This window comes from Natronobacillus azotifigens (assembly GCF_026805325.1).
Lineage (GTDB): Bacteria > Bacillota > Bacilli > Bacillales > Amphibacillaceae > Natronobacillus > Natronobacillus azotifigens.
In genome coordinates, this window is record NZ_JAPRAT010000002.1 from 38,254 (window position 1) to 64,814 (window position 26,561).

A 26,561-nucleotide genomic window follows, 5' to 3' on the forward strand; every position below is an offset into this window, starting at 1 on the left:
ATTTAGGGGTGTTTTTTGTTAGAGAGGGGTATTTGGGATGGAAGGTAATCAAACAATCTTAATTATAGAAGACGAAGATAGAATCCGAAGATTACTTAGAATGTACCTAGAAAGAGAAAGTTATTTAGTTGAAGAAGCGGAAAATGGAACCAAAGGCATAGAGATGGCCAAGGCATTTGATTACACATTGATTATTTTGGATTTAATGTTACCAGAAACAGATGGAATAACTGTTTGTAAGTCCATTCGAGAAGAAAAAGCAACACCGATTATTATGTTAACAGCAAAAGGGGAAGAAGCGAACCGAATTGAAGGTTTTGAAGTTGGGGCAGATGATTATATCGTAAAACCTTTTAGTCCGCGAGAAGTGATGTTACGAATAAAAGCACTATTACGCAGATCTCAATCCGCTTCTTTGGCTCCAGCAGATACAGTTACAAAAGATATTTTAGAATTTGAGTATTTGACCATAGATAATGATGCTCATCGTGTGCTAGCAGAAGATGTCGAGGTAGTCCTTACCCCAAAGGAATATGAACTACTTTATTTTCTAGCTAGCAATCATGATCGTGTTTATGAAAGGGAGCAATTATTAAAGGAAGTTTGGAAATACGAATTCTTTGGTGACTTAAGAACAGTAGATACACATGTCAAACGATTAAGAGAAAAACTGAATAAAGTTTCGAAAGATGCTGCGAAAATGATTGTGACCGTCTGGGGTGTTGGCTACAAATTCGAAGTAGCGGAAGCGTGATGTTTTGGCGTAGTGTAGTTGGTAAGTTATGGTTCATCTTTTCGGTTGTCATTTTTAGCTTAATTTCAATTATCAGCTTGTTGCTATTTGAGTTTTTTAATCAATCTTATATCCATGAAGCGCAAGAAAAATTATTAGAAACAGCCAATTCTGTTGCGAACCTTCTAGATGAATATCATGATCAGACATGGGTAGTAGATGTTATTGAACAAATGAAAGACGAATCTGTTTTTGTTTCTGTACATTATGATGACGGTGGACAGTGGGTAACTACAGACGGCAATGATCATTCGGATTGGCTCACTTTGAATGATACGGTAATGAATAGTTTATCTGAACGTGCGGAAATCATGACAAAAATCAAGCTAGAAAATAATATGGAAATTCTTTTGTCTGGTACGCCATTTGAACATGGATTTGTCTATACTTATCAACCAATGAGTGTTACGAACGTTCCAATTGATCAGACAACGGGGACGATCTTGCTTATTGCTATGCTCGCGATTGTGATGATGATAATCTTTGTATTCTTTCTATCACATAGAATTACTGCGCCACTAATAAAGATGAGAGAAGCTGCTTTAGAATTGGCAAATGGAGAATTCAAAACAAAAGTACCTATTCTAACGCATGATGAAATTGGTGAACTTGCGATGGCCTTTAATCGCATGGGACGTCAATTGAATTATCATATGAACGCACTCAAGCAAGAAAAGGAATTGCTATATAGTATTTTAGGATCTATGGCTGATGGAGTAATGACAATAAATCGTGATGGAAAAGTTATTATTTCCAATCCGCAGGCAGAAAAGTTCTTGAAAGATTGTCAATTTGAACTAGAAACCAAAAAGGAGAATATTCTACCATCAGAGCTTGAATCATTTATGCAGGAAGCGATGGAAACAGAGATAGAACAATCGCGAGAGTTATATATACAGGGGAGAAACTGGGTAATCATCATGTCTCCACTTTACGATCAAACAAAAGTGCGTGGCGTGGTAGTTGTTATTCGTGATATGACAAAAGAGCGTAAAATGGATCAATTACGAGAAGCATTTATTGCGAATGTTTCGCATGAATTGCGCACTCCTATTTCTTTGTTACAAGGGTATAGTGAGGCTATTATTGATGATGTTGCTTCATCTAAAGAAGAGAAGAATGAACTTGCACAGATTATACTTGACGAATCATTACGGATGGGCAGACTCGTAAATGATTTACTTGATCTTGCCCGTATGAAGGCCGGTCAAATGCAACTAAACCGAACAATTATTGATTTGGAGTTATTTATCCCGCGAATTCTCCGGAAATTTAGTGGCGTTGCAGAAAGTAAAAAGATTTCGTTAGACCATCAAATCGATCCAACCATATCAACAGTTAACGTTGATCCGGATCGTCTAGAACAAGTCTTTATTATTTTGATTGATAATGCTATTCGTCATACTGAAGAACAAGGAGAAATAAAAATATCGGCAGAAAAATCTGATGAGTATGCTCAATTTTCCGTTCAAGACAATGGAACGGGAATACCGCAAGCCGACTTGCCGTTTATCTTTGAACGATTTTATAAAGCCGATAAATCAAGAACTAGGCTAGCTGCAAATAAAATGGGAACTGGCTTAGGTTTAGCGATTGCGAAACAAATAATTGAAGCACATGGTGGATGGATAGATGTTCAAAGTAGAGAGAATGAAGGAACAATGTTTACTTTTCAACTACCTTTGGACATAAATAGAATATGATTAATAGAACAATTGGTGTAAGGGAATCGGGTGAAAATCCTGAACTGTCCTCGCAACTGTGAATAGGACGAAATGAACATAACCACTGTATCTTCTTGATATGGGAAGGGTTCAAAGTAGGAAGACTATCAGTCAGTAGACCTACCAATTGTTTTCTATCAAAGCTTCGAGGGTTGGGCGTTTGATGTGGACTAGTTGTGTGAAATCATAACGTTTAATCCTCCTAAATAATTGGAGGAAGAAAAATGAAAAAAACAATACAATTTACTATTATTTTAATGATTAGTGTAGCTTTATTATTTGGTTGCGCACAAGATTCAACAGAAACACAAGGTGATGAGCCGTTTGAAGTTACAGTAACTATATCCGTTGACTACGGCGATGAGGTTATTACAGATGATTCCTTTATGGTAGAACCGGGTACGGTTTTGCTTGATTTACTTGAACAAGAGTATGAAGTTGAAAAAACTGCGGATGGTTTTATAACAGCGATTGAAGGAATTGAACAGGATGGTAGTCGATTCTGGATATATGAAGTAAATCGAGAAGAAGCACAGGTGGGGGCTGGGGATTTTGAACTCTCTCCAGATGATCAAGTGGTTTTTGATTTGCACGCATGGGAATAAGAAATAGATGACTACGAAACGAATAACATTAATAGCTGTTTTAGCCGCAATTGGTGTAATCGGGAGAATCTATATGCAGTTTATTCCTAGTGTTCAACCGGTAACGGCAATTATTATTATAAGTTCCTATTATTTAGGTGCTGGATCAGCTATGCTATTGGCGATTCTTACTACTTACTTATCAAACATGGTATTAGGTATGGGTTTTTGGACAATTTGGCAAATCGTTGCCTGGGTTTCCATAGCTGGATTTGCCAGTCTGTTCGGTAAGTTGTCTGTTCGTAGAGCCTTTCCTATACTTTTATGTTTGGGTATAGGAGCAGGTTTTTTTTATGGGTTTATCTTTAGTTTACTTAATTATGTTGTTTCAGGAAAATTTATCGCGTATTATTTGGCGGGTTTACCATTTGATGTTAACCACGCTATAGGTAATGCTATCTTTATTTTTTTGTTGTATAAGCCGCTTTCCTATATTTTTAAAAAAAATCTCTGAACTGCTGTTTAGTATGTAACATTTCGACAATCTGTTCGACTAATATAATGAAAATGGGGGGTCTTACTTATGAGGGCCGCATTTGATTCCTTTTATGATAAGTATCATAAAGATCTTTTTCAATATGTTTTTTACTTGGTAAAGGATCGGACTACTACGGAAGATATTGTTCAAGATGTCTACATCAAGGTACTCCGTTCATATGATCAGTTTCGTGGGGAAAGTAGTGAGAAGACGTGGTTATTTTCGATTGCCCGTCATACTACGATGGATTTCTTTCGCAAGCAACAGCGTAGTAAACAACGAATTACTGATTTTTTTAATCGAAACGATCAAGTAGAACAAGTGAGAGATCAATCTGCGTTACCAGAAGAAGTGATTATTCTAAACGAAGAATTAAAGGGAATTTATCATTTGCTTGATCAATGCTCTTTTGATCAGAAAAATGTACTCATATTACGGTATTTGCAATCCTTATCGATTCGAGAGACTGCGGATATTTTATCATGGTCAGAAAGTAAAGTGAAAACAACACAACATCGAGCAATAAAAAAACTGCAAAAATTGATGGTTGCAGAACGGGGAGGAGGAGACGGTGATGGATAAGAGAAAATTTTCAGAGCAACAACTACAAGAGCAAATAAAAAAATTACCCAAAATTGAAGATCATCAATCAAAAGAACTGCTTTTTGAAAAGATTCAAGCCCATACACCATCTCGAAAAAATACAAACAAACGACAACTTTCGTTCAGGTGGTTGATACCATCTATGGCTGGACTTACTGCAGCAGTGATATTATTTGTTGTACTTCAATCAGGTGTTTTTAGGGATGATCAAATTACGGAACATCATGAAGAAAACATGGAGATTATGTCAGGTCATGATCAAAATGATTCTAGCTATGATGCCAGAGGTGACATGGAAAGTGCTGAATTTGATGAATTTGCGCAGAATACAGAGGGCTTTGTAGAAGAAGAGCTCGGTGATTTCATGTTATACTATCAAGATGAACACCAATTTCCAACCTTTACTATAGCAGTGGCTGATCAACAAAATATGTTTGCCATTCCAATTACTTTAGTATCCACATCATCAACTGGAGACCCTAATGATTATTATAACAGAATAGATACGTTTGTGGATGAGGACCAACTTGGAGTCCAGACATTTCCTTTTGAAGATATAGCTTTTGAATTCACGAAAGGAAATCAACAGTTATTTATGACGGTGGCTGATGATTACCAATTCCCACCTGGTTCTAGTAATGCGTATATGTTTCAAAAGATGGTGAACATCATGTTTGAAAAATATTCATTTGACCATATTACTTTACAAACTGATTCAACCGATCAAGTAGATTTGGGACCAATCGGTGTGAAAGATCAACTCGAATTACAGCCTGTAGACAATCTCGCTTATAAAATTTATCAATATGAAGAAAGCACGCAACGATTGTTCGTTCCGATTGATATGACGAATGGAAATGAAATTACTAATATAGAAGTTGCATTAGAAGAAATGCAACAAGATCAAAGTGATTTTAATGTTTATGCAACGATACCAGAAGAAGCTGATTATCGTCTTGTAACCTCAGATGATGAGACATTGGTAATTGCTTTCACATCATATGAACTCTTCGGTTATAATGAAATGACGTATGAAATGACCCAAGCAATCTTAGCTACTGCGAAAAGCTTTGGTTACACAGAAGTAGATTTTACTATTCCAGGATTGGATGGGATGTTCGGACGATTTGATTTAGACCACCCAATTCCAGTACCTGATGGTATCAATCCACAAATTTTACACTAAGAGAAAAAGTAGTCCAGCTTTTGAAGTGCGAAATAACAAATTGCACTCCAAAATGGACTTCTTTTTTGTGCTTAGTAAACATTTGCATAAGGAATCAATTCCGAAACAGATATAGATATGTTCAGTTCCAAGCATCAAAACAGACAACTTCACGAAGCAATCTGCGATAAGTTCTCATCGGTTAGCAAGTTTCATGTAATTCCTCTATCTCTATTGATTCGCTCCAGTTGATGGAAAAATTACTGGGAATTACTTATACTCTAAATCCATTTTGTGATTTGAAGTAAATTAGCTCTTTCTAATCAAATTGTTTGCTTATTTTCGAAAAAGGGTGAGTTCGGTTGTTTTATTATTTTGGGTCTTTCTAAATGATTGTTACTTTCTAACAATTATTTATTCATTGACTAACCGTTAAAAATATATTACAATTAGTTAAAAATATATTACATTTTAATTAAGGATGGGTGGTGAACAGATGTAATGAATAAAAATGGTGAACTATTTAATAACATTCCTGTTCTTAGGGCCGAAAAGAAGTGGTCGCAACAAGAGTTGGCACAACGAGTTGGAGTTAGCAGACAAACCATTGCATCTATAGAGGCAAATCGTTATAATCCTTCTTTGATTTTGGCATTTGAAATTTCCTTTGTCTTTAGTAAAGAAATTCACCAAGTATTTCAGTATAAATTGTAAAGTGGGAGGTGTTTTTAATGCTCGACTTATTTGGTTTTGTAGTTTCATTTTTAGGACTTACTATATTTGTTTTCGTTATTCGTTTTATAAAACAAGAAGGAAATGATGAAAGGGGATATAAAATATTAGGGAAAGCGGGAATGCTTGGTTTTGTCTCCTTTTTGCTCGGTTACAATATAATCTTCCTCGTTAATACTCTTAACGCTTTAAATGGAGTACAATTTGCATTTGCTTTAACTTGTCTTCTTGCCTTCGTTCTTATTTCTTATAGTGGTTCGATTTTCTATTTAAGAAAGAAATACTAGAATTTAGAGTGAATCTATAATTTGGCCTCTTACTTCGAGAAGTATTTTCTTATGCACTTCTCAACATTTCAACGGTAGCATAATTAGTTATCCCGGAGCAAACGTGTCCGTAAGACTCCCACTTCAAAACAAGGAGAATACCAAGTTATTTAAGTGGCTAGCACCCCGAATGGTTCAAGGTCCTTTAGGTCATCCTTTAAGGCTAACAATCAGTGGGGGGAATACCTAATAACCCCCACCGATTGAAGTTTCACTTTATCTAGTTTTTCTAGAAACAAGTCCTATTTCATAGTATCAAATAAAGACATTTGCTCTAATTTTATTAATTCGCTAAATTCCTGCTTTACATCTCTCCAAGAATGCCTCCTTAAACCCTCGCAGTTCCCTCTCGAATGGCTCGACTTGTAAATATCTGATTTAAATAGTATTATGTGGGTGTAATTTAAAAGGTGCTTTTTCAAGAACAGGCGGTGGTTATTTCAATAAGGATAGGAATTAGATAGAAGGATTAATTGAAGGGAGACGTTGTCAATGAAAAACGGTAGTGATGCTGGTTTGATTTATTGGAAGTTGAATTATAAAAGTAAGTTTATAAGAACCCTTTGGATGATCCCGATTTGTTTTATCGCCATTATTCTGTTACTCATAACAGATGGATTGATTCCAAGAACCGTTATTCTAAGTTTGCTAATTGTTGTTACGCTGATTTTGCAATTAATTTATACAAATATAAAATGGAAGAATGAATGTAATTCTGATAACTCTTCTTGATCTGAGTTTCACAAGTTGATGAGACAATATAAAAATAACCAAAAGAACTTGGAATTCCTCTAGCTCTTTTGGTTATTTTTATCCTCGCGATTAATGACTTGTTTGTTACATTTTTTATTTATTCAGTCCTTTTATCAAAGGGTAATTCAGCAACCTTTACCGATTCAGTTGGACAACCATCACAAGCTGCGAACATATCTTCTAGTAACACTTCCGGAATCTCAATTGTACCTTTATTATCATCGAGTAATACAAAAGCAATGCCTTCCTCATCATAATCATATATATCAGGTGCATACGCCCCACACACACCACAAGCAATACAAGTTTCCTTGTCTATAGTTGTATAATATGCCATTTTTCTTCCCCCTTCGCACCAAAAACCTATGCTACTATTCTACGATTGATTATATTATTTAGCAATAATGGAATTGGGTGAAAAATATTGGTATGATAATGAAGAATAATGTTGAGAAAGGGAGGATACGATTGTTCCATTACTTATTGTTATTCTGTATCGATAAAATTAACGGGCAACGTACAATAGCTGCGATCTTTCACCTATTGAAAGGAAAGCGATCAGCTCAAACAATACAAGATGCGAACTTATATCGATTAACCAACTATTTCGGCATTTATCGAGACCTTACTCGGGAAGCATTTGCGAAAGAAGTGGAAAACTTGCATCAAAAAAAATGGATTTCAATTTCTGATAATCACGTAGGTCAAATCACTTGCATCGGTACCCAAATATTACAAGAAAAAAAGGGACACTATCCGCTATCAATGTATAAAGGAACGGAATTTGTATCCTTTTTAGAGTTGTTCAGGCAGAGATTACAACTATGGATTCAAACTTATACAAACATTGTGGCAGATCAACGTAAATTTTTGGCAGTTACTGATAACGAGAAGGCACAAAAATGGGTCAAAGGGCATTATCGGTTACATAAATCACAAGTTGACAATTGGCTTGCTGGTGTGTACAAGGAAATGTCCGGTTTTCTAGAAACTGTACCTACCTTTTATGCGCAACTATTTGTCGATCGATTAACTGGTTATCAAAAAGTTGGATTAACGATCGGTCAATTAGCTAACAAAAATAATGTAAGTGACCATGACGTTCGATTGTCATTAGAGGCAATTTATCATCAATTACTACAATATATTGAACAAACCAAACCACTCTATTTAAGTGATTTCGTACCAATAGATCATGTCAAAAAAAATACTTTTATAACGGAATCGGCGACTAAAACGTTCAAACTCATGGAAGAAGGCTATTCTATTAAAGAGATTACACGGCTCCGCAGGTTAAAAGAAAGTACGATCCATGATCATATTATTGAGATTGCCTATGCAGATCCCCAGTTTACGATTGCTAATTTTGTTGGAGCAGATGATGTGGAAAAGATTAGCCATGCTATTCGGAACGTCCCGAACAATAAATTATCACTAATTAAACAGGAACTTCAAGGTAATTATTCTTATTTTCAAATTCGATTGGTGTTAGCAAGCAGTAGTGATCTACGAACAAGGAGGGGATAATATAACATGGAATTGGAGAAAACGTTGCAACATTATTTTGGTTTTTCAACATTTCGAACAGGGCAAAAAGAGATTATTTTGGATGTATTAGCTGGTCGTAATGTGCTAGCTGTGTTGCCAACCGGTTCTGGTAAATCCCTTTGCTATCAGATTCCTGCCATGGAACGTTCAGGAGTGGTTCTTGTTATTTCTCCTTTACTTTCCTTGATGGAAGATCAAGTAAAACAACTAAAACAGACAGGCTTTCAACAAGTGATTGCAATTAATAGTTTTCTGAAAAACAAACAAGCCATTTATCCATCACTAGATCGTTATAAATTAATCTATCTTTCTCCTGAAATATTGCAAAATCGTGAACTTTTGACTCAACTGAAATACTTAAACATTTCTTTGTTTGTTATTGATGAAGCTCATTGTATTTCTCAATGGGGATATGAATTTAGACCAGATTATCTTAAATTACGTGGGATAATCGAAGAATTGGGTTCTCCACCTTTTATGGCGTTAAGTGCTACAGCTACGCCAGAAGTGCAAGAAGATATCATTGCACAATTAAACCATGCTCCAATTGTGAAACATATCTATCCAATGGACCGAAACAATATCGCATTTCTGGTTGAAAAAGTGAGTTCAAATCAGGAAAAAGATAGCTATTTGACTGATTTATTTAGTCAATTTACTGTACCGGCAATGGTGTATTTTTCGAGTAAAAAGGAAGCAGAACGCGTGGCAAAAATGTTGAGTAGTGAATTACCAGAGTTGCAAATTGCCTATTACCATGGGGGAATGGATCAAACAGATCGAATCCTGATCCAACAACAATTCATGGAAGGAAAATTAGATGTTATTTGTTGTACGAGTGCTTTCGGAATGGGGATTGATAAATCAAACGTTCGTTTAGTTGTTCACTATCATATACCTATTCAAATCGAATCATTTATTCAAGAAATAGGAAGATCCGGTAGGGATGGCTTATCTAGTGTAAGTATTTTGTTATACACGAATTTTGATCATAAAATACCAGAGCGATTGATTGAAGGAGAGTTACCAGACACATCAGTCGTCCGACCATTAGTTTCGATGTTGCAAAAGTCTGTAATAAATCAAAGTTCTATAAAATTGGATGAAAACAAGCTAATAGAGCAATTTTGTTTATCAGAAATTCAATGGCGGTTTTTACACTTTCAACTCGAAAAACATGGTATGATTAAAGAAAATCGTATTCTTAAATCACGTGTTGAATATGATGCTATTGCAAAAAAAATCGTTTGTAAAATCACAGAACGAAATCGGTATAAAATGAAGAAATTAAACCAGATGTTACAGTGGGTTAATGTTGATGAGTGTCGAAGGGTAGCTTTGTACCAACCTTTTCAGAAAACAATAAATCAACCAATATATTTTTGTTGTGATCGATGTGGATTTATGCTATCTCAATGGGATCCTGTTATACCAAAGAAACAATCTGATCCAAAGGATTGGAAAGTCCAGCTACAGCAATTGTTTTCTCAAGGAGAAAGCCAATGATTGATAAGCAACAGGTATGGATAGAACAAATGACAAGTAAACAAATTAGATTACATGTTTATGCTACGCAAGGGTTACTTCTTTTACTTAGTATTTTGTTACTTCTTTTGTTTTCTTCACCAACAGAACATTTTATCGATCTTTTTGACTGGTCGAGTGGTGAGATTTTATACCTTGGCGTAGTTCCGTCATTTTCACTGGTAGTCTTAGAGATTGTTTTGTATCGAGTTATTCCATCAAGCCATTGGGATGACGGAGGAGTCAATCAAATAGTATTTCGAGATATTTCTATGCGAGAATTAATCGGATTAACCTTAATGATTGCTTTTTGTGAAGAATTGCTATTTCGAGGTGTCTTACAGCCTCTCATAGGGTATATTGGTGCAAGTTTATTATTTGCGTGTATTCATTTTCGTTATGTAAAGAAACCGTTCTTATTAATGATCATTATTATGTTAAGCTTTGGACTAGGTTTTATGTTTGAACATACAGGGAATTTATTGGTGTCTATCACTGCACATTTTGTAATCAATTTTTGTTTAGGCAGTTATATTCGTTACACAGATGGGGGAATAAATCATGACTGAACACCAGGAAGATCAAGCGGCATTGCTTAGGAAACAAATGGAAGGTATTAACCAACACGAGGCTGAGATGAATAAGGATGAAGATCAGGGACAAAGAGAAGATACAGAAATAGAAATGGATGTCCTAAATTTACCGCCAAGAAGTGAGATACATGACGAGAAAAGGGCAAAGACAAGACTTAAAATAAGTATTGCTCTCGTTCGTTTACTAGTTGTTTTGTTTTTGATCATTGTTGGAATTGTCTTGACTTATCATTTTTGGGGAGATTTGTTTTCTCAATCAATCGAACATCAGGCTGCCGCTAGAAATAGAGCAGGTGAAACCGTTCAAATTATTTCTAATACAGACTCGCTGTCACAAGAAGTAACGATCTATGCCCAGTTGGATCCAGACATTGACGAACTAACGCCTTTAACTGGTAGATATTATTATACGAAGGCTGACGATACAATAGAGTCCATTGCAGAACGCTTTTATCAGTCATCTGAGATCATTTCATTATTAAGGCTGGTAAACAATCTAACTGAGGATTCTTCTTTAGAAAATAACCAACAGATCTTTTTGCCGACTATTCAAGAATAAAGATAAGAAGCGATTTAGAAAAATCGCTTCTTATCTTTTTCATCGATTAACATTTGCGCTGCCTCTCTAAAACGTTGAGAGTGCACGATTTCACGCTCTCGAAGGAATTTTAAGCTGTCGTTTAATTCCGGATCATCGGACATATTGATTATCCATTGATAGGTAGCTCTCGCCTTCTCTTCTGCAGCAATATCCTCATAGATATCTGCAATTGGATCTCCTTTTCCTTGGATGTATGTGGCTGTCCATGGGTTTCCGGCAGCATCATGATAAAACAAAGCATGATCATGAGCTACATAATGATCTCCTAGTCCAGCTTCTTTCAGTTGTTCGGGTGTAGCGTCTTTAGTGAGTTTGTATATCATGGTAGCGATCATTTCTAGATGAGCGAACTCTTCTGTCCCAATATCATTTAATAAGCCAACAACTTTATCGGGAATCGAATACCTTTGGTTTAAGTACCGAAGTGCGGCAGACAACTCGCCATCTGCTCCTCCATATTGTTCGATTAAATATTTTGCTAAAGTCGGATTGCATTCTCTAACACGTACCGGATATTGTAATTTTTTTTCATAATACCACAAGTAAACTTACCTCCTTTTAAACTTGCCACGGCCATGGTGGTGTTGCCCAGTCAAATGGGTAATCAGAGTAACTTGCTCCGTAGTTCATTAATGGGCCGAACTTTTCTTCGAATTCTTTTTTTAATGCTCTACTCTCATAAGATGATTCATTGTATTGTTCGATTGCATCGGCATCATTCGGGTGAGTATCTAAATATAAATTCAATTCAAGTAAGACAAAATCCACTGCTTGTATTTTTTCTAATAAAGAATAGTAGGCTTCAGGCATTGGTTTTGGTTTTTCCATTTGTGCGAGCTCCTTTCTTTTATTTAAGAATAAGGATCATATAAGGATGGCCATAACGTTCCGCGTTTTAATGCTTCTGCAGCTGATTTGTATTGAGGTGAATTTTCTTCTTGAAAACCGAGAAATAAATGTGGTGGAGTAGAATAAGTTTTCTTTTCTATAGGTTTACATGGATCGAATGGACTAATGTAAGGGTGATAGTCTCTTTGATGCATAAAAAGCCTCCTCGAATAATATACTTCCCTTTAGTTTATGTAGCGGTAACTTGGCCTATGAATAGAACATTGTTTAATTATCCCGGAGTAACGGACGCTAGCACCCCGAATGGTTCAAGGGCCTTTAGGTCATCCTTTAGGGCTAACAATCAGTGGGGGAATACCTAAAAACCCCCACTGATTGAAGTTTCACTTTATGAAAAAGATATAAATCATGGTGTAAATCATAAAGTGTTTGATAAATCTTTTTGGACAAATCAGAATTTTTTTGTAAAATATAATGAAATGGATCAATTTCGTTTCAAAAATAAACATAATAGCATATAATAGTTTAAAGCATGCTACTATGTGAGATAATTAGTAAGTAGTAAAAGGGAGGTAATTGACATGCGGTTGGAACGTCTTTCATCTAATCAATTTAAAATTTTTCTAACGTTTGATGATTTATCAGAGCGAGGATTAACAAAAGAAGATTTGTGGCATGATTTACCAGAGATGCAAGCATTGTTTCATGACATGATGTTTGAGGCAAGTGATGAACTGGATTTTGAATTAGAAGGAATATTAATTGTGCAAGTCCACCTCTTACAAGCTCAAGGCATGTTAATTATCGTGACACAAAATCAGCTTGATGATGAAAAAGAGGATGATTTTGTTGAGATGAAGGTAACTCTAGATGAGAGTAAAGAATTGATTTTTCTATTTGATGATTTTGAAGACATTATTCAATTGGCTCTGTACCTGAAACCACTTGGTATTTTGGGTGGAGATTTGTACCACTTTGAAAACAATTATTATCTTCACTTTCTAGATGAAGATATCGAAACATTCGATCGTGAGCATTTTATAGCTGTTTTATCAGAATTTTCATCCGCAAGTGTACTTACCATTGAACGTTTACAAGAATATGGGAAGTTACTTATTCATAACAATGCGATTGAAGCATTGCAAAATTATTTTCCAACTAATTAAAAGAAGCAGGAACAAACGTAAAAAGGCAGAACAATAACCGAACCATAATTTGACTAACCATCTATTATGGTTCGGTTATTTTGCTTAGAAATATTTACTTCTAGAAATGTAGTTTGCTTCGCGTATTCTTTGTTCGAAAGTCTTCATGTCTTCTTAGCTACAAACATATAGAAGAAACCCAGAAATCCTCACCATTTGATTCCCCTAGTATTTTGTGAATATTATAACTCCAACAATGTTTTGATATGCTCATACGAATACTTTGCTTCTAAAAGCATCATTAATTTAATTCGTGCTTTAGGACCGGACAATCGTTTCGCAAACAATACACCAATATCATGTAGCTGTTTGCCGCCACCAACATAGTCATATGTAGGTTGAACTACACCTTCAAAGCTTCGAGAGACAACCACAACAGGAATCTCTTTTTTTAGCAATGTTATAATCGGATCAACAAAAACAGGTGGAACATTACCTTGACCAAACCCCTCGATCACTAGTCCGTCAATGGAAAGATTTGTTATTGCCTGAATGAATTCTACATCAATGCCTGCATGAACTTTAAGAAGTAATACTTTTTTTGTTACTGTTTGTATTCGGAATTTCTCAAAACTAATCCATTTATGATAGAAGTAAACCTCTTGTTTTGTCAAAATTCCAATAGGTCCATATTGTGGACTTTGAAAAGTAGCTACATTACTTGTAGAAGTTTTCGTAACGTAGGCAGCACTATGAATCTCATCATTCATTACGACAAGAATTCCTTTTTCTTTTGCCTCGCCACTACTAGCAACTCGGATTGCACTAATGAGATTGTATAAACCATCAGAGCCGACTTCATTACTGGATCTCATGGCACCAGTAATGACAACCGGGACTTGAATATCCAAATATAAATCGAGAAAGTAAGCAGTCTCTTCCAGAGTATCTGTTCCGTGTGTGACAACAATTCCATCATAACTTTCCTGATCTAATTTTTCCTCAATATGTATACCCATATCTAGCATGTGACTTGGTGTAATATGTGGAGACGGTAAGTCAAAGAGGAAGTCTTCATGAATATCTGCCATTGACTTCATTTGGTCGAAATGTTTTGTTAATGGATGCTCAACAGCTGTTGAAATTGCCCCGGTTTTTTGATCTTCTGCCATAGCAATTGTTCCACCAGTATGGATAATTAATATTTTTTTCATTTTGCACCCCCAAATATAATGAGAAAACTCTCCATCTATTTATCCCAGAGCAACCGTCCGTAAGACTCCTACCTCAAAACAACGAAAACACCAAGTTGTTTACGTGGGAGCAAAGGACGGTAGCCCCCAAATGGTTCAAAGGCCTTTAGGTCATCCTTTAGGGCTAACAATCAGTGGGGGAATACCTAAAAACTCTCACTGATTGAAGTTTCACTTTATCATACGCTTTTTTTAATCATAATAAAAGATTTTTAACCTTTTTCAAAATGAAAGTTTGTTGAAGGAAGGAATATTTTTATGTATAAAATATTCAATTCACTAAACAATATATAGCAACAACAAAGTGATAATTACTGCTCAACTTGAGGAGGAGATTTAAATGGAGATCAAGAAAAGTAGGTTTTTAACATTATGTATAGTAACTTTGCTATCTGGTGTAATGTTCCTATACCCTGTTTCTAATGTAAATGCATTTAGTGAACAAGTAATTCAACATGGGGCAACAGGAGAGGATGTTATTGAACTTCAAGCAAGATTGCAATATATAGGTTTCTACCACGGCACGATTGATGGTGTTTTTGGTTGGGGAACCTATTGGGCGCTACGCCATTTTCAAGATGAATTTGGTATGCCTGTCGATGGTCTCGCTGGTGATCAAGCAAAAGATATGCTAGTGAGAGCAACAGATTACAATAAAGATTTTGTTAGAAAAAACTTAGAAGAAGGGAACACGTTTACCCATTATGGTGGAATGCCATGGGAACATCAGGTGAAAAGGCACCATTCAGGTAGACAGCAAACGCCAGCACCACAGCAACAACAAGATCAAGGTGAGCAACAGCCTGCACCTGAGAAACAACAAGATCAGGCCGAGCAACAACCCGCACCTGAACAACAACCGGATCAGGCCGAGCAACAACCCGCACCTGAACAACAACCGGATCAGGCCGAGCAACAACCCGCACCTCAACAACAACCGGATCAAGCCGAGCAACAACCTGCGCCTGAACAACAACAAGATCAAGCCGAGCAACAACCCGGTCCTGAGCAACAAGAAGATCAAGGTGAGCAACAACCTGCGCCTGAACAACAACCAGAACAAGAGGAGCAACAGCCCACACCTGAACAACAACCGGATCAAGCCGAGCAACAACAAGATACAGATCAAGCGGATACTATTGATGATGCTCCAATTGAACCAACTTCAGTAAATATACCAGATGGATATTCACAGAATGATATTCAATTAATGGCTCAAGCTGTTTATGGCGAAGCAAGAGGCGAACCGTATGAAGGACAAGTCGCTGTTGCTGCAGTAATACTAAATCGTATCCAAAGCCCGATTTTCCCAAATACAGTATCTAATGTAATTTTTGAACCAAGAGCCTTCACGGCTGTGGCTGACGGTCAAATTTATATGGAACCTAATGAAACAGCTAGACGAGCTGTAATTGATGCAATTAATGGATGGGATCCTTCTGGTGAAGCAATTTATTATTTTAACCCAGATACAGCAACGTCTAGTTGGATTTGGTCTAGACCACAAATTAAGAGAATAGGTAAGCATATTTTTTGTGATTAAGAAAGAGGTGGTATAAAAATGAGACGATGGATTTTAGTAGGAATATTAGCAATTGCAGTGATTGGAACAGGCGCTTGGGGTTATCAGGAACATCAAGAGAAAAATGCGATGATGATTCAAGCGGAAAACAATTATCAACGAGCATTTCATGATCTGACTTATCACATGGATCTATTGCATGATAAGATTGGTACGACACTTGCTTTAAATACAAATGAGCAGCTCTCACCACAATTAATTGATATTTGGAGATTAACATCTGAAGCACAAATGGACGTAGGACAATTACCACTTGCGTTGCTTCCCTTTAATAAGACGGAACAATTCTTATCAGAAATAGGTAACTTTACTTATGAAGTAGCTGTTCGTAATCTAGAACACGATCCACTTTCTGAAGATGAGGTAGAAAAGCTACGCCAACTATATGTATCATCAGATGAAATTCGTCAAGAATTAAGAACCGTACAACATCAAGTGCTGAACGAGAATCTAAGGTGGATGGATGTTGAATTAGCGCTACTGTCCAATGAAGGACCTTATGATAACCTAATTATAAACGGTTTTGAAACGGTAGAGCATGCGGTGCAAGGCTATTCAGAAGCACAATTTCCTAATTTAATTGCTGGGATGCCTGAACAGCATGATGGTTATCTAAATATTTCTGGAAGAACACTTTCTGAAAGAGAAGCAGAGGAAAAAGTTAGAGAGGAATTTAATTTAAATGATGATTTAACTCTATCTATCGCAGAGAGTGGTGAGGGTGCACAGCTTCCAACCTATAGTGCTTCCTTTGACGGCCAAGAGGAGCATGGTTATGTGACACTGTCTAAACAGGGTGGGCATATCTTATCATTTATGTTGAATAGAGATGTAAATGAAACTCAAATAAGTTTGAATGACGCACAGCATAGAGCAGAAGAATTGTTAGCTGATCAAGGATTAGAAAATATGATTCTTCTTCAAGGTAGTCAGTATAGTGATTCGGGTGTGTTTCAGTTTATTTACCAACAAGACGATTACCATGTTTATCCTGACCGAGTTCAAGTGAAAGTTGCGTTAGATAATGGAGATATACTAGGATTTACTACGAGAGATTATTATCGAAACCATAAAGAAAGAGAAATAGATGAACCTAAATTAACATTAGAAGAAGCACAAGATAAGGTTAATCCATCTGTAACGATTCAAGATTATCATTTGGCTATCGTTGAAGATAATCGTGGAGATGAATTGGTAGCTTACACTTTCCTTGGTACGATTGATAATGATACCTATCGAATTGTCATTGACGCTGAAACTGGCATGGAAGTTTATGTAGAAAGATTGAATGATGTGGAATCAAAATGGGGTTAATAAAGGAAAACTAGAGTAAATCGGTGGCTTTTTCCGACTGATCATTCAATTACAGGATGAGCTAGATACTCCTATGTCATCAGGGCTCTAACATCTGTTATTCCAAAATAAAGATAAAGGAATAAAGAAAAAAGAAAACGGCATACGTCGTTTTCTTTTTTTACAACATAAATGTGATTTATTTGTATTTAGTTAACTGTTGACAAACTGATAACATGTCGTTTTTTTGTTAAAAAAAGTAAAATCGCAAACATAGGTTTATATTCAAAAAAAAGATACTTATACAAATATAAAATAATCAACTTGCGCAATCCCTATCTTTTTTGCAATAATAACAGTATACATAATTATTGATAGTGAAGGCAGGGGAACAAATTGATTAAGATTGGTACAAACTTAACGCTTGAACGTGAAGGGCCTGATGGTGTGTGCGAACGTTATCGTTGTAGAATCGTGGAGTTAAAGAGCCATACTATTTATATTGATTATCCTATTAATGTGAAAACAGGTCGTACGGATATTTTCCCTAAAGGAAGTTCGTTTTCTGCGTATTTCGTTGGTGAGCATGATTCTGTTTATACGTTTGAAACGGAAATTAAGGGGAAGAAGAAGAATAAAATTCCAATGCTATTATTACATATCGATTTTTCTAAAATACAAAAAATTCAGCGCCGTGAGTATGTTCGTGTCGATGCTAATCTTGATGTCTCTGTCCATCATCCGGAGAATAACTTTCTCCCATTTACATCGTTAACAACCGATATCAGTGGTGGAGGACTGGCGATTTTGTTACCTGAAAATCATAAAATGAAAGCCGGTCAGTTATTAGCGATATGGATCGTTATTCCGACAACGAAAGCAAGCAATCTATATGTATCTGTAGAAGCGGAAGCTATTCGAATTCACGAGAAAAATCATCAGAACAAACAGCTATTATCGGTTAAATTCAAAGATATTGGAGAAAAAGACCGAGATAAAATTATACAATTTTGTTTCGATACGCAGTTAAAAGAACGCAGAAATCAATTGGAATCAGGGATTTAATGATGGAAATAAGATGTCCATTGTTGTGAAAGGGAGAAAAACATGTTAAAAAGTAAATTAGCCATAGCCATTGACGGACCAGCGGCAGCTGGAAAAAGTACCGTGGCAAAAATTGTAGCAAAAAAATTACAATATATTTATATTGATACTGGGGCAATGTATCGTGCTATCACACATAAAGCAATAATTAATGATATTGACTTGGACAATGGTGAAGAACTTTATCAATTATTGAAAAAAACTACTATCGATCTTCAACAAGGGGCCAAAGAACAAAAGGTATTTCTAGATAGCACCGATGTAACAGAGGATATTCGAAATCAAATGGTTACAAATAAAGTTTCTGTTGTAGCTCAACACGGTTTGGTTCGAAAAGAGATGGTCAAGAGACAACGTGAATTATCGAAAAAACGTGGTGTTGTTATGGATGGTCGTGATATCGGATCCCATGTTATTCCTGATGCAGAAGTCAAAATATTCTTAATTGCATCGGTAAAAGAACGTGCAGAAAGAAGGCATAAGGAAAATACAAAAAAAGGTTACCCTTCAGATCTAAAACAGTTAGAAAATGAGATTGAAAGAAGAGACCAATTAGATACAGAACGTGAAATTTCTCCATTAGTTAAAGCTTCAGATGCTATTGAAATTGATACAACATCACTATCTATTCAAGAAGTAAGTGAAAAAATACTAGAAATAGTAAAGCGTAAAGGAGAATAGAGATGCTGTTTTATAAATTTGCAAAAACTCTGGTTTGGTTTGTCTTAAAACCAATCTATCGAATGCAAGTTATTGGAAAAGAAAATATACCTAAATCAGGACCTTTAATTGTCTGTTCTAATCATATTTCTAATTTTGATCCACCAATTGTAGGGGGATCTTGTCCACGTGACCTTCATTTTTTAGCGAAAGAAGAATTATTCCAAAAGAGACTTTTACGGTTACTTATGAATAGCTTAGGAGCGGTTCCGATTAAGCGTGGAATGAAAGATCGTAACGCTTTAAGAACCGTGCTAAAAATATTAGAAGATGGGAAGGCGCTAGGTTTGTTTCCTGAGGGGACGAGAAGTAAAACGGGCGAAATTGGGGAAGGTTTGTCCGGAATCGGGTTCTTTGCATTGCGTTCAAATGCTAACGTTGTTCCCTGTGCTATTATCGGACCTTATCAAAAAGGAAAAAGGTTAAAAATTGTCTATGGGAAACCTGTTGATATGGAGCAACTAAGAAACGAAAAAGCTTCAGCAAAAGAAGCAACAGATAAGATAATGAATGAGATCAAAAAATTAAAACAAAATAATTTGTAAAAAATATTTGCTATTGCTTGACAAACGATAAGAAATGTTAGAAGTTAGAAAAAAGAATATCTTAATTTATTTTTGTCGCAAATTGAAGGAGGATTTTTTCATGGATGAAATGAACGAAGAAGTGTCAGACTTTAAAGAGTTGACTGTTGGTGAAGTGGTGACTGGTAAAGTAGTAAAGGTTGAAGATAAACAGGTATTAGTCGATATTGGCTGGAAGACAGATGGTATTGTTCCAATTGGTGAATTGTCAAGTCTTCATGTAGAAAATGCAAACGAAGTTGTATCTGTTGATGATGAATTAACATTAAAAATAAAAAAAATATCTGACGATGAAGTGGTATTGTCAAAACAAGCTGTTGACGCAGAAGCGGCATGGCAATCATTAGAGCAAAAATTTAATGACAAAGAAGTGTTTGAAGCTACCGTTAAGGAAGTAGTAAAAGGTGGGTTAGTTGTTGATGTAGGCGTGCGTGGATTTATCCCCGCTTCGCTTGTAGAAACACATTTTGTTGAAGATTTTTCTGATTATCAAGATAAAAGTCTAACCTTACAAGTTGTTGAGTTGGATAAGAGCCAAAATCGTGTGATCTTATCTCATCGCGCGGTAGCAGAAGCGGAAGATGCTGCAAAGAAACAACAAGTACTAGAGTCATTAGTGGAAAACGAAGTACTCGAAGGAAAGGTTGCTCGCATTACAGACTTTGGTGTTTTTGTTGATTTAGGAGGCATCGACGGACTTGTTCATATTTCACAGCTGGCTCACGATCATGTGGATAAAGCTAGTGATGTCGTTTCTGAAGGTGAGACCGTAAAAGTAAAAGTGTTGTCTGTTGATAAAGAAACAGGAAGAATTTCTTTGTCTATGAAAGCCACGCAACCAGGTCCATGGGAAAATATCGAATCAAAGCTACAGGTGGGTGATATTGTAGATGGAACGGTAAAGAGATTAGTACACTTTGGTGCTTTTGTTGAAGTTTTACCACAAGTAGAAGGTTTAGTTCATATTTCTCAAATTGCAACAAAACATATTGGATCACCTCAAGAAGTATTAGAAATTGGACAAACCGTTAATGTAAAGGTTTTAGATATTAACGAAGACGAAAAACGTATTTCATTAAGTATTAAAGAGATTCAAGAAGAACAAGATCATAAAGAACTGCAATCTTATCAAAAAGAAGAAGAGAATAACGGTTTCTCCTTGGGTGATATGATTGGTAACCAGTTAGATAAATACAAATAATAAAAAACTTGTGCACAAAAATTGTGCACAAGTTTTTTGTTTTTAAAGGGAAAATCGTTTGAAATTTCTTTTTCTAGTTATAATGGCTAAGGAAGGGATGTGATGAGATGTTTTTCTATTGGTTAAGTTGGTTATTTTGGATTATTATCACTTTTTTCTTTCCAAATATTCAACTTCGAAACAGGCTAGCTGCTCTTACGTTAATAGTGATATCTCTATCACAATCAACATTCATCATTTTTGGACTAGAATTATATATGTCTTATGTACTATTAACGATCACTTATTTGTTAATTCTTTTAAAGCAGAAGGAAAGCTTAGAGCTTCTAGCGGTAATATTTTTTCTTGCAATTAGTTATACTGGTTTGAAATTCATCTTGATTGTAAGACCGATATGGTTATTTATTCCGGATGCGATGATTTTAACAACAATATATACGTTGGTTGCATTTCTCGTTACAAATTCGGTTGTGAAACGTTATTTAATTGCTAGTTTCCCCCTATTATTAGGTGAATTTTTTTACGTTATCTTTGTATCTCAACTAGCTTGGTCGATGAGACTTGGTGATATTCGTTTCATTCATTTGATTTTGATTCAAATCGCCTTTCTATTTATGTTTCAACAATGGAAACAAGGTAAATATAAATATAAAAAGTTGCTTGAAAAGTTGGAAGAGCAGACGAATTAAACAGGATTATATTGATCATAGTACTAGTTGGTTGTGAATGGAAAGGTTGTTTAATCATACTGCTTTTGCTAAAATGTATAAGTTAAGGTTCGTGATGATTATCAAAGAACTAACAAGGAAACAATAATAGAAGAATTTGGGAAGGATGTACCTTTCGTGAGAAAATCAATTGTAGCAATAGTAGGAAGACCAAATGTGGGGAAATCGACAATCTTTAATCGACTTGTTGGAGAGAGGATCTCCATTGTTGAAGACACACCGGGTGTAACGAGAGATCGAATTTATTCAGAAGCAGAGTGGTTAACAACAAATTTTAATTTGATTGATACAGGTGGAATTGAATTAGGTGACGAACCATTACTTGTTCAAATGCGTGAACAAGCAGATATGGCTATACAAGAAGCGGATGTTATTATTTTTCTTGTCAACGCTCGTGAAGGGATTACTGCGGCAGATGAAGAGGTTGCTAAGATTTTATACAAATCGAATAAACCTGTCGTTTTAGCGGTAAATAAAGTAGATAATCCTGAAATGAGGGATGAGATTTATGAGTTTTACAGCCTCGGATTTGGTGAACCATACCCAATCTCAGGAACACATGGATTGGGGTTAGGAGATTTATTAGATAAAGTTGTCGACTATTTTCCTAATCTTGAAGTAGAATCCGTTGATCAAGATACGATCTACTTTAGTTTGATTGGCAGGCCAAATGTAGGGAAATCATCTTTGGTAAATTCGATCTTACAACAAGAGCGAGTGATTGTTAGCTCGATTGCTGGTACAACCCGAGATGCCATTGATACGCCTTTTCATAAAGAGGATCGTGATTTTGTCATTATTGATACCGCGGGTATGCGTAAAAGAGGAAAGATATACGAAGCTACAGAGCGGTATAGCATATTACGAGCATTAAAAGCAATCGAACGTTCGGATGTTGTGCTAACACTAATTGATGCCGAAACGGGCATCATTGAACAAGATAAAAAAATTGCTGGGTATGCCCATCAGGCAGGAAAAGCTGTTGTAATTGTAGTAAATAAATGGGATACGGTAGAATCAGATGAAAAAGCGATGAAGGCATTTGAAGAGAAAGTGCGTGCGCATTTTCCGTTTTTAGACTATGCTCCGATCGTGTTTTTGTCAGCTCTAACGAAAAAAAGAATTCACACATTAATTCCACAAGTCTTAATAGCAAGTGAGAATCACTCAAAAAGAGTGGAGACTAATGTCTTGAACGATGTTGTGATGGATGCCGTTGCAACCAATCCTACACCAACGAAGAATGGTCAACGATTAAAGATTTTATATGCTACTCAAGTTGCGGTTAAACCGCCAAGTTTTGTGGTGTTTGTTAATGACCCTGAATTGTTACATTTTTCTTATGAGCGTTTCTTAGAAAACCGTATACGAGATGCTTTTGGATTTGAAGGCACACCGATAAAGATTTTTGCTCGAAGACGAAGCTAAAGGGGGAGGACTATTTCATGGGAAAAGTTGCTGTATTAGGTGCTGGAAGTTGGGGAACTGCATTAGCAATGGTATTACACGATAATGGTCATGATGTGCGTTTATGGACACATATTGAAAGTCATGCAAAAGAAATGAATGAAACACATACCAATAATAACTATTTGCCTGGAGTTACAATACCTGCAGGATTACAAGCATATCATGATCTATCTGACGCAGTAGAACAAGTTTCTGCTATCATTTTTGTACTTCCGACAACTGCAATTCGATCAGTGTGTAAACAGGTTGGAGCAGTGTTGAAACACAAGGTTACCATGATTCATGGAACAAAAGGCATTGAACCAGTCACGTTTAAACGTATTTCTGAAATGATGGAAGAAGAACTTCCGCGCGAACTATTTGAAGAAATTGTTGTTTTATCTGGGCCTAGTCATGCAGAAGAAGTAAGCATTAAACAACCAACAACAGTAACTGCTGCTTCAAGAAGCAAGGTAGCTGCGAAACGCGCACAAGATTTATTTATGAATCAGCATTTTCGTGTATACACAGGAACAGATTTAATTGGTGTGGAGTTAGGTGGATCTTTAAAAAATATTATTGCACTAGGTGCTGGTATTTCTGATGGACTTGGCTATGGAGACAATGCAAAGGCTGCCCTTGTAACTAGGGGGTTGACCGAAATCGCTCGTCTAGGCACGGCAATGGGGGCGGATCCACTAACCTTCGTTGGCTTAACGGGAGTGGGTGATCTTATTGTTACGTGTACGAGTGTACATAGTAGGAATTGGAAAGCGGGTAATTTGCTTGCTAAGGGTCACACGTTAGATTCTGTTTTAGATCAAATGGGAATGGTTGTCGAGGGTGTTCGGACCGCTCAAGCAGCATATCAACTTGCTGAAGCAAAAGGGATACAAATGCCTATTACGACCGGTATTTATCATATTCTGTTTGAATCTGCTGAGCCAAGGGATGTTGTAGACCAATTGATGACAAGGATGCGTCGTCAGGAAACAGATGAAGTACATGCGATGTTAAAAGAGCATTATCAAGATTAACAGGTTTACTCCTTCTTGCATATAGTATGATGAGAAATATAGTCAAGGAGGAGAGCTTGTGAACGATTTTCAAAAAAATATGTTCGAGCAAATTCAAAGCAAATCAAATATTAGTGCTGAAGAAATTATTAAGGTAGCTAACTCTGTCCAAAATGCTGATTTTACAGATGAAGCAACTGTCCGATCACTTGTAAGACAACTCGCAAACATGGCTAACAAACCGATTTCACCTGAAAAAGAAGATAAGCTAGTTCAATCGATTACAAAGAATAAAATGCCTAAAGATATTAGTACTTTAGGACAACTGTTTAAAAAATAGTGAATACTAGGCAAGTGTTGATACAATAAACCAATATTACGCATAAAATATAACGCACAAGCATTCATTTTAAAGTTGCCCTGGGTATTATATTTAGTCGAACCAAGATAGAATTGCCCCTTCTATCTTGGTTTTTTTATTTTTGAGGTTATATTCTTGTGGGACAACGTCATAGACTTTAAATGTCAGAGATTCGTATTCGTTTAGGTTGAAGACCGGGAGGGGATCATTTGGAAAAGGTAGATATTTTTAAAGATATTTCGAAAAGAACGAACGGTGACATTTATTTAGGTGTTGTCGGAGCAGTTCGCACGGGAAAATCAACGTTTATCAAAAAGTTTATGGAAAAAGTAGTTTTACCAAACATAAGTGATGAAGGTGACCGTGCCCGTGCGCAAGATGAACTTCCACAAAGTGCTGCAGGAAAGACTATTATGACTACGGAACCAAAGTTTGTTCCAAACCAAGCAGTTTCTTTGCAAGTAGATGAGGGACTGGATGTAAATGTACGGTTGGTGGATTGTGTAGGATATACCGTCAATGGTGCACAAGGGTTTGAAGATGAGAATGGCCCTAGAATGATTCATACACCATGGTATGAAGAACCTATCCCTTTTCATGAAGCAGCTGAAATTGGAACAAGGAAAGTAATTCAAGAGCATTCTACTATTGGGGTTGTTATCACAACAGATGGCACAATAGGTGATATTCCGAGAGAAGATTATTTGGAAGCTGAGACAAGAGTGGTAGAAGAACTAAAGGCAGTTGGTAAACCATTCATTATGGTTGTAAATTCCGTACAACCTTATCAACAAGAAACAGAGTTACTTCGTCAAGAGCTTGTTGAACAGTACGATATTCCAGTTTTAGCAATGAGTGTAGAAAGTATGCAAGAAGATGATGTTTATAATGTCTTACGTGAAGCACTTTATGAATTCCCAGTTCTAGAAGTTAACGTTAACTTACCAAGCTGGGTGATGGTGCTAGATGAAGAGCATTGGTTAAGAACAAGTTATCAAAATGCTATTCAAGAAACAGTGAAAGATATCAAGAGGTTGCGAGATGTAGACCGCGTCGTTGGTTATTTTGATCAATATGATCATATTGATCACGCGCAAATTGCTGGCATTGAGATGGGCGAAGGGATCGCTGAAATTGATTTGGATGCACCAAGTCACCTGTATGATCAAGTCCTCAAAGAAATTGTTGGTGAAGAAATTAGAGGGAAAGATCACTTGCTAGAACTGATGCAAGATTTTGCAAATGCAAAGCGTGAATACGATCAGGTAGCGGATGCTCTGCAAATGGTCAAGCAAACAGGATATGGTGTCGCAGCACCAACTATTGCAGATATGAGCTTAGATGAGCCAGAAATCATCAGACAAGGTGCACGATTTGGAGTTCGCTTAAAAGCTGTTGCACCTTCTATCCATATGATCAAAGTGGATGTAGAATCAGAATTTGCTCCAATAATCGGAACAGAGAAACAAAGTGAGGAGCTCGTAAGGTATTTAATGCAAGACTTTGAGGATGACCCGTTATCTATTTGGGAATCAGATATTTTTGGTCGATCTCTAAGCTCCATCGTTCGAGAAGGCATTCAAGGTAAGATCTCATTAATGCCTGAAAATGCAAGATATAAATTAAAAGAGACTCTAGAACGGATTGTAAATGAAGGTTCTGGAGGCTTAATAGCAATCATTCTTTAACGGCTTGGTACTCAAGTCGTTCTTTTTTGTGCAAAAAAGGTGACAGTTTTAACAGAGCGAATAGTGAATACAAAAGTGTTGGAGTAAATGTTAAGGAAAAACTG

At 36.3% G+C, this 26,561-nt stretch carries 30 protein-coding genes and 1 riboswitch; of the genes, 25 read left to right on the forward strand and 5 right to left on the reverse strand.

What is annotated here, in order from left to right; translation table 11 throughout:
- The first annotated feature begins 37 nt into the window (after positions 1-37).
- From OWO01_RS01195 to OWO01_RS01235, 9 genes are all read left to right on the forward strand, one after another.
- Positions 38-754, forward strand: a complete 717-nt coding sequence (locus OWO01_RS01195; protein ID WP_268778594.1) for a response regulator transcription factor — start codon at positions 38-40, stop codon at positions 752-754.
- Positions 754-2,496, forward strand: coding sequence for an ATP-binding protein (locus tag OWO01_RS01200; RefSeq protein ID WP_272505964.1), 1,743 nt, complete (start codon positions 754-756; stop codon positions 2,494-2,496). The genes OWO01_RS01195 and OWO01_RS01200 overlap by 1 nt, the downstream gene beginning before the upstream one ends.
- A riboswitch (cobalamin riboswitch) is annotated at positions 2,493-2,659 on the forward strand. (Overlaps the previous gene by 4 nt.)
- A gap of 82 nt (positions 2,660-2,741) precedes the next feature.
- On the forward strand, positions 2,742-3,122 hold the full coding sequence (locus OWO01_RS01205; RefSeq protein ID WP_268778596.1) for a DUF4430 domain-containing protein: 381 nt from the start codon (positions 2,742-2,744) through the stop codon (positions 3,120-3,122).
- 7 nt (positions 3,123-3,129) lie between these two features.
- Positions 3,130-3,615 (forward strand): DUF6580 family putative transport protein, encoded by a 486-nt coding sequence (locus OWO01_RS01210; RefSeq protein WP_268778597.1) that lies wholly within the window; start codon positions 3,130-3,132, stop codon positions 3,613-3,615.
- 69 nt (positions 3,616-3,684) lie between these two features.
- A complete protein-coding gene (locus tag OWO01_RS01215; protein WP_268778598.1) occupies positions 3,685-4,221 on the forward strand; it encodes an RNA polymerase sigma factor SigX in 537 nt (178 codons plus the stop codon).
- Positions 4,214-5,428, forward strand: coding sequence for a hypothetical protein (locus tag OWO01_RS01220; protein WP_268778599.1), 1,215 nt, complete (start codon positions 4,214-4,216; stop codon positions 5,426-5,428). The genes OWO01_RS01215 and OWO01_RS01220 overlap by 8 nt, the downstream gene beginning before the upstream one ends.
- Positions 5,429-5,908: 480 nt before the next feature.
- Entirely contained in the window at positions 5,909-6,121 is a 213-nt protein-coding gene (locus OWO01_RS01225) for a helix-turn-helix transcriptional regulator (protein WP_268778600.1), read from the forward strand.
- Between the two features lie 17 nt (positions 6,122-6,138).
- Positions 6,139-6,426 carry a DUF2178 domain-containing protein gene (locus OWO01_RS01230; protein ID WP_268778601.1) on the forward strand — a complete coding sequence of 96 codons (288 nt, stop codon included), beginning with the start codon at positions 6,139-6,141 and terminating at the stop codon, positions 6,424-6,426.
- Between the two features lie 531 nt (positions 6,427-6,957).
- Positions 6,958-7,197, forward strand: a complete 240-nt coding sequence (locus tag OWO01_RS01235) for a hypothetical protein (RefSeq protein ID WP_268778602.1) — start codon at positions 6,958-6,960, stop codon at positions 7,195-7,197.
- Positions 7,198-7,315: 118 nt separating this feature from the next.
- Here OWO01_RS01235 and OWO01_RS01240 read toward each other — a convergent pair whose 3' ends face one another.
- Positions 7,316-7,555, reverse strand: a complete 240-nt coding sequence (locus OWO01_RS01240) for a ferredoxin (RefSeq protein ID WP_268778603.1) — start codon at positions 7,553-7,555, stop codon at positions 7,316-7,318.
- Positions 7,556-7,686: 131 nt separating this feature from the next.
- Between OWO01_RS01240 and OWO01_RS01245 the strand changes: the two genes are divergently transcribed.
- The 4 genes from OWO01_RS01245 to OWO01_RS01260 are packed head-to-tail and all read left to right on the forward strand — an operon-like array spanning position 7,687 to position 11,442.
- On the forward strand, positions 7,687-8,745 hold the full coding sequence (locus OWO01_RS01245) for a YpbB family protein (protein ID WP_268778604.1): 1,059 nt from the start codon (positions 7,687-7,689) through the stop codon (positions 8,743-8,745).
- A 6-nt stretch (positions 8,746-8,751) separates the two neighbouring features.
- Positions 8,752-10,272: a RecQ family ATP-dependent DNA helicase gene (locus OWO01_RS01250; protein ID WP_268778605.1), complete on the forward strand. Its 1,521-nt coding sequence runs from the start codon at positions 8,752-8,754 to the stop codon at positions 10,270-10,272.
- Positions 10,269-10,859, forward strand: a complete 591-nt coding sequence (locus OWO01_RS01255; RefSeq protein ID WP_268778606.1) for a CPBP family intramembrane glutamic endopeptidase — start codon at positions 10,269-10,271, stop codon at positions 10,857-10,859. The genes OWO01_RS01250 and OWO01_RS01255 overlap by 4 nt, the downstream gene beginning before the upstream one ends.
- Positions 10,852-11,442 carry a hypothetical protein gene (locus OWO01_RS01260; RefSeq protein ID WP_268778607.1) on the forward strand — a complete coding sequence of 197 codons (591 nt, stop codon included), beginning with the start codon at positions 10,852-10,854 and terminating at the stop codon, positions 11,440-11,442. The genes OWO01_RS01255 and OWO01_RS01260 overlap by 8 nt, the downstream gene beginning before the upstream one ends.
- Positions 11,443-11,456: 14 nt before the next feature.
- Here OWO01_RS01260 and OWO01_RS01265 read toward each other — a convergent pair whose 3' ends face one another.
- Genes OWO01_RS01265 through OWO01_RS01275 form a run of 3 tightly spaced genes read right to left on the reverse strand, consistent with a single transcriptional unit; the run spans position 11,457 to position 12,527 of the window.
- Positions 11,457-12,026: a manganese catalase family protein gene (locus OWO01_RS01265; RefSeq protein WP_268778608.1), complete on the reverse strand. Its 570-nt coding sequence runs from the start codon at positions 12,024-12,026 to the stop codon at positions 11,457-11,459.
- Positions 12,027-12,042: 16 nt separating this feature from the next.
- The gene (locus OWO01_RS01270; RefSeq protein ID WP_268778609.1) at positions 12,043-12,312 is read right to left on the reverse strand and encodes a spore coat protein CotJB; all 270 of its coding nucleotides are present in this window, start codon (positions 12,310-12,312) and stop codon (positions 12,043-12,045) included.
- A 23-nt stretch (positions 12,313-12,335) separates the two neighbouring features.
- On the reverse strand, positions 12,336-12,527 hold the full coding sequence (locus OWO01_RS01275; protein WP_268778610.1) for a spore coat associated protein CotJA: 192 nt from the start codon (positions 12,525-12,527) through the stop codon (positions 12,336-12,338).
- Positions 12,528-12,914: 387 nt separating this feature from the next.
- Between OWO01_RS01275 and OWO01_RS01280 the strand changes: the two genes are divergently transcribed.
- Entirely contained in the window at positions 12,915-13,499 is a 585-nt protein-coding gene (locus tag OWO01_RS01280) for a genetic competence negative regulator (protein ID WP_268778611.1), read from the forward strand.
- 221 nt (positions 13,500-13,720) lie between these two features.
- Here the strand turns inward: OWO01_RS01280 and OWO01_RS01285 are convergent, their stop codons facing one another.
- Positions 13,721-14,692: an asparaginase gene (locus OWO01_RS01285; RefSeq protein ID WP_268778612.1), complete on the reverse strand. Its 972-nt coding sequence runs from the start codon at positions 14,690-14,692 to the stop codon at positions 13,721-13,723.
- A gap of 379 nt (positions 14,693-15,071) precedes the next feature.
- Between OWO01_RS01285 and OWO01_RS01290 the strand changes: the two genes are divergently transcribed.
- The 11 genes from OWO01_RS01290 (at position 15,072) to spoIVA (ending at position 26,457) form a co-directional block, all read left to right on the forward strand.
- A complete protein-coding gene (locus OWO01_RS01290; protein WP_418936188.1) occupies positions 15,072-16,274 on the forward strand; it encodes a cell wall hydrolase in 1,203 nt (400 codons plus the stop codon).
- Positions 16,275-16,292: 18 nt separating this feature from the next.
- Entirely contained in the window at positions 16,293-17,627 is a 1,335-nt protein-coding gene (ypeB, locus tag OWO01_RS01295) for a germination protein YpeB (RefSeq protein WP_268778613.1), read from the forward strand.
- Between the two features lie 375 nt (positions 17,628-18,002).
- Positions 18,003-18,671, forward strand: a complete 669-nt coding sequence (locus OWO01_RS01300; RefSeq protein ID WP_268778614.1) for a flagellar brake protein — start codon at positions 18,003-18,005, stop codon at positions 18,669-18,671.
- 42 nt (positions 18,672-18,713) lie between these two features.
- Positions 18,714-19,391, forward strand: a complete 678-nt coding sequence (gene cmk / locus OWO01_RS01305) for a (d)CMP kinase (protein WP_268778615.1) — start codon at positions 18,714-18,716, stop codon at positions 19,389-19,391.
- Positions 19,392-19,393: 2 nt separating this feature from the next.
- On the forward strand, positions 19,394-19,975 hold the full coding sequence (locus tag OWO01_RS01310) for a lysophospholipid acyltransferase family protein (protein ID WP_268778616.1): 582 nt from the start codon (positions 19,394-19,396) through the stop codon (positions 19,973-19,975).
- Positions 19,976-20,075: 100 nt separating this feature from the next.
- Positions 20,076-21,215 carry a 30S ribosomal protein S1 gene (gene rpsA, locus OWO01_RS01315; protein WP_268778617.1) on the forward strand — a complete coding sequence of 380 codons (1,140 nt, stop codon included), beginning with the start codon at positions 20,076-20,078 and terminating at the stop codon, positions 21,213-21,215.
- Between the two features lie 107 nt (positions 21,216-21,322).
- Positions 21,323-21,904: a YphA family membrane protein gene (locus OWO01_RS01320; protein ID WP_268778618.1), complete on the forward strand. Its 582-nt coding sequence runs from the start codon at positions 21,323-21,325 to the stop codon at positions 21,902-21,904.
- 156 nt (positions 21,905-22,060) lie between these two features.
- A complete protein-coding gene (der, locus tag OWO01_RS01325; RefSeq protein WP_268778619.1) occupies positions 22,061-23,371 on the forward strand; it encodes a ribosome biogenesis GTPase Der in 1,311 nt (436 codons plus the stop codon).
- A gap of 17 nt (positions 23,372-23,388) precedes the next feature.
- The gene (locus tag OWO01_RS01330) at positions 23,389-24,429 is read left to right on the forward strand and encodes an NAD(P)H-dependent glycerol-3-phosphate dehydrogenase (protein WP_268778620.1); all 1,041 of its coding nucleotides are present in this window, start codon (positions 23,389-23,391) and stop codon (positions 24,427-24,429) included.
- Between the two features lie 58 nt (positions 24,430-24,487).
- Positions 24,488-24,748 carry a stage VI sporulation protein F gene (locus OWO01_RS01335; protein ID WP_268778621.1) on the forward strand — a complete coding sequence of 87 codons (261 nt, stop codon included), beginning with the start codon at positions 24,488-24,490 and terminating at the stop codon, positions 24,746-24,748.
- 230 nt (positions 24,749-24,978) lie between these two features.
- Positions 24,979-26,457 (forward strand): stage IV sporulation protein A, encoded by a 1,479-nt coding sequence (gene spoIVA, locus OWO01_RS01340; RefSeq protein WP_268778622.1) that lies wholly within the window; start codon positions 24,979-24,981, stop codon positions 26,455-26,457.
- Positions 26,458-26,561: the final 104 nt, after the last annotated feature.